General features: G+C 61.8%; 3 protein-coding genes. All 3 read right to left on the bottom strand.

Going from position 1 to position 2,911, the window contains the following annotated elements:
- Window positions 1-16: 16 nt before the first annotated feature.
- Window positions 17-316 carry a hypothetical protein gene (locus AC1DY5_RS49700; RefSeq protein WP_478121684.1) on the bottom strand — a complete coding sequence of 100 codons (300 nt, stop codon included), beginning with the start codon at window positions 314-316 and terminating at the stop codon, window positions 17-19.
- An 866-nt stretch (window positions 317-1,182) separates the two neighbouring features.
- Window positions 1,183-1,707 carry a hypothetical protein gene (locus AC1DY5_RS49695; protein ID WP_478121683.1) on the bottom strand — a complete coding sequence of 175 codons (525 nt, stop codon included), beginning with the start codon at window positions 1,705-1,707 and terminating at the stop codon, window positions 1,183-1,185.
- A gap of 215 nt (window positions 1,708-1,922) precedes the next feature.
- Window positions 1,923-2,336, bottom strand: a complete 414-nt coding sequence (locus AC1DY5_RS49690) for a cell envelope biogenesis protein TolA (RefSeq protein ID WP_478121682.1) — start codon at window positions 2,334-2,336, stop codon at window positions 1,923-1,925.
- Window positions 2,337-2,911 lie beyond the last annotated feature (575 nt).

Here is a 2,911-nt window from a genome sequence, read left to right as displayed (position 1 = left end):
ACGATCGTCAGGACGATCAACAGCACCAGGAAGGTGAATGTCTTGCGCAGCATCGGCCAGATGAGCGGGCGATGAGCGTTGTGCCCCCCAACTTCAGAGCTCTGCCCAGCATCACGAACTTGGCGAGCAGCAAAGCTTTCACGATGGCCACGCCCCAAAAGGCGACCTCGATGCCATGGCTGTGCAGCACTGCGGCTTTCATCACGTTCATCGCCCAGATGACAATGAAGAGGTAGACAGTCAGGACCAGGAGTTCCTCGAGTTCGCCGATCACTCGCTGTCGCAACGGCGCTTTGGCTTTGATGTCAGATTCCATGGCGTTGTTCTTCACAGTTCGTGCGTAGACCTACTCCTGCATCGTGCGGCCCGCGGCCAAATTGGCAAGTCATCGTCCCGGCACGCTCTGTGTTGCGCGGCCGGCGCAGTCGCAAAGCCGCACCGAGGCGAAGCGGATCGGCGATCGAACTCAGCGCACATTCGATCCCCTCGAAGATCATCTGCGAATCACAGCCGCACCACCGTGCGGCCCTACGCAACCCTCGCGGACGACACCCCTGGCGCAAGTGACTTCCGGCGGATGGGCGACTGGCGGACGGACGACTTCCGGACGCACGACTTCCGGATGCACGACTGCGGGCGTCTCGACGACTGCCGGCTTCCGACTTTCAACGGCGCCGCGAGGCCCGACGCAGCCCTCCCGATAGACGCCGGCTGCACACTCGACTGCAGAAGCGTTCATCGATGTCAACGCAAAAAATCCGAGCGCAGCCGCGGCTGCGAAGATGGCATGGGTTGTCATTTCAATGTCCTCCATGGACGGGGGTGTGCAGCCATCGTGCCGCATGGGTAACAGTGAGGCAATCAGGTTGAGAGGCAAATTTCCTGCCCCAAAGGGAAGACGTGTAGTGACAGGCGCTCACCGGCTGGGCGGCCGCCGTGTCGAGTCTCTGCCAACTTTGGCGGCCATGGACTGCACACAGCGTGCACACGACACACCAAAAAACCGCATAGATGCTGACTAGTCGCAACGATCCATCATTGGACCGACAAAGCGCGTGCGCGCACCTTCCCGCTCGGGGGTGGGCATCGCGTCCGCGTCGTCGCAGGCCGGCAACCCGGCGACGAAGACCGCCCCTCCAGCCTGCTGCGCACCCGCTCGGACAGGAGGCGGGGTCTCGGTGCCTATGTGATCCAGGCCTTTTGGAACGGAGCGCCAATTTGCGCGGAGTCCGGACGTGGGACGATCCACCTACCGGTTGGCGAAGGCCGTACGCCGACCACCGGCGCGGACACAACCGTATCAATCCGCACGAAAAAGCCGGTTACCCCGTAGCGGTAGCCTTCATCGGCACCACCCGTTGCCCAGGCGAACAGCAGCAGCGCGCGATCACGTTCCCTTGGGGGTCTTGCACTGGAATCGGGACCACCGCAATTGCGCCGGATCCTGTCACGCATCAGCGGCGCATGCTGGAATTGGGCGATGACACGCCCTCGTTCCTGGCCAGCAAGCAAACCATCCGCTTCATCTCGGGCGCGTTCGTCGACGCGATCGCGTTCACCGCACAGCCCGCCCAGATTGCGAAAGACCCTTACGCGCTGTGGCAACGAATCGAGGGCGCCGTCGATCTCTACGCAGGGAGTTCCGGCTTCTACCTGGCGGATTGTTGCGGATTCGGAGTGCCTGCGACACGGACCCATAGAAGACATGGACCTTGCTCCTTCTATGAAGGCCCAGCCAGCGAAGCAGTCCATCCTGCCCGGTGGTCTAGGCGACGGGGCTCATTCCAACGGCGGGTCAAAGCTCAGGCGGCGCCGAAAATCACGATGGATAGCTCCATCTGAGGTGGTCACAGGGTGGCCGGAACGGCGCGCTTGAGATCGAAAAGCGCCAGGCGCTTTTTCGATCAGGCACCGAAAGCCGGTCAATTGGCGGCGGGTTGCTTCTTGGCCGCCGCCTTGGCATCGCGCGCGCCGACCTTGGCCTGTCCCGCAGTCGCAGCCTTGCCCCCCGCGGCCTCAGGATTGAGTTCGGCACTCTTGGCTTCGTCGCCCAGCGGCTTCTTCACCATGCCCTGGGGTTTGGCGTTGGCCTTGTTCTGGGCTGCCGTGGCAGCCTTGCCGCCGCTGGCCTCAGGATTGAGTTCGGGGCTGTTGGCTAGGTCGCCAGTCGGCTTCTTCACCATGCCTTGTGGGCGCGCTTCCACCTTGGTTTGGGCGCGATTTTGGGCCTTGCTGTTCGTAACAGGTTGTTGCTCCGACGATGCTCCCGCCGGATTTTGAGCATAGGCGCCTGCTGCTAACAGGCCGGTGAGCATGACTGCGAGAAGTTTGTTCATTGCGTATCCTTGGGAGTTGGAGGTCGATTCGCCTCGCCATCGGCAGAGGTCAGAGCAAAACGATGGCGTTGGGCCTTTGGTTGACAGGGATTCAGGACGGCGGCTTCGGAGCGGTATGGGGCGCGCGGCGCCACCGGCCGGTTGTCCCTCTGGTATTTCGCATAACAATAGGTATGGTTTCGCCGAGCGGCACGCTGCCCCTTGGCCAGTTCCTGGTTGGCACCGCCCGAGTCCGATCTGCCTGACTCTGGCCCGACTGTAGCCAGTCGCGCGCGGTCTATGGACCCTCGGGGCTCCCATGGCCCAAATTGCTGCACTGAGTTGCCATGATTACATCGAGAAACACTCGTGGCATCTAGAGTGCAGAAGCGGCGGCGTTCAGCAATCGGCCGGACTGCGTCAACCGCGATTCCTTCCGGAAGTGTCAGACGCTGGCAATGGCAGGTAGTACGACCCGGCAACTCGTGCCGATTGCTAGTGTAGTGCGCTCGAAATAATAGAACTTAAAGTATACTGCGCATACCAAGCTTTGCGGAGGTTTGAGCCATGCGCGTTGCCCGGAAGATCGAACTGGA

This window comes from Variovorax sp. P4_D9 (assembly GCF_056401695.1).
Note: the sequence above shows the minus strand (reverse complement) of the source record. Positions and strands in the feature narration are given on the sequence as shown.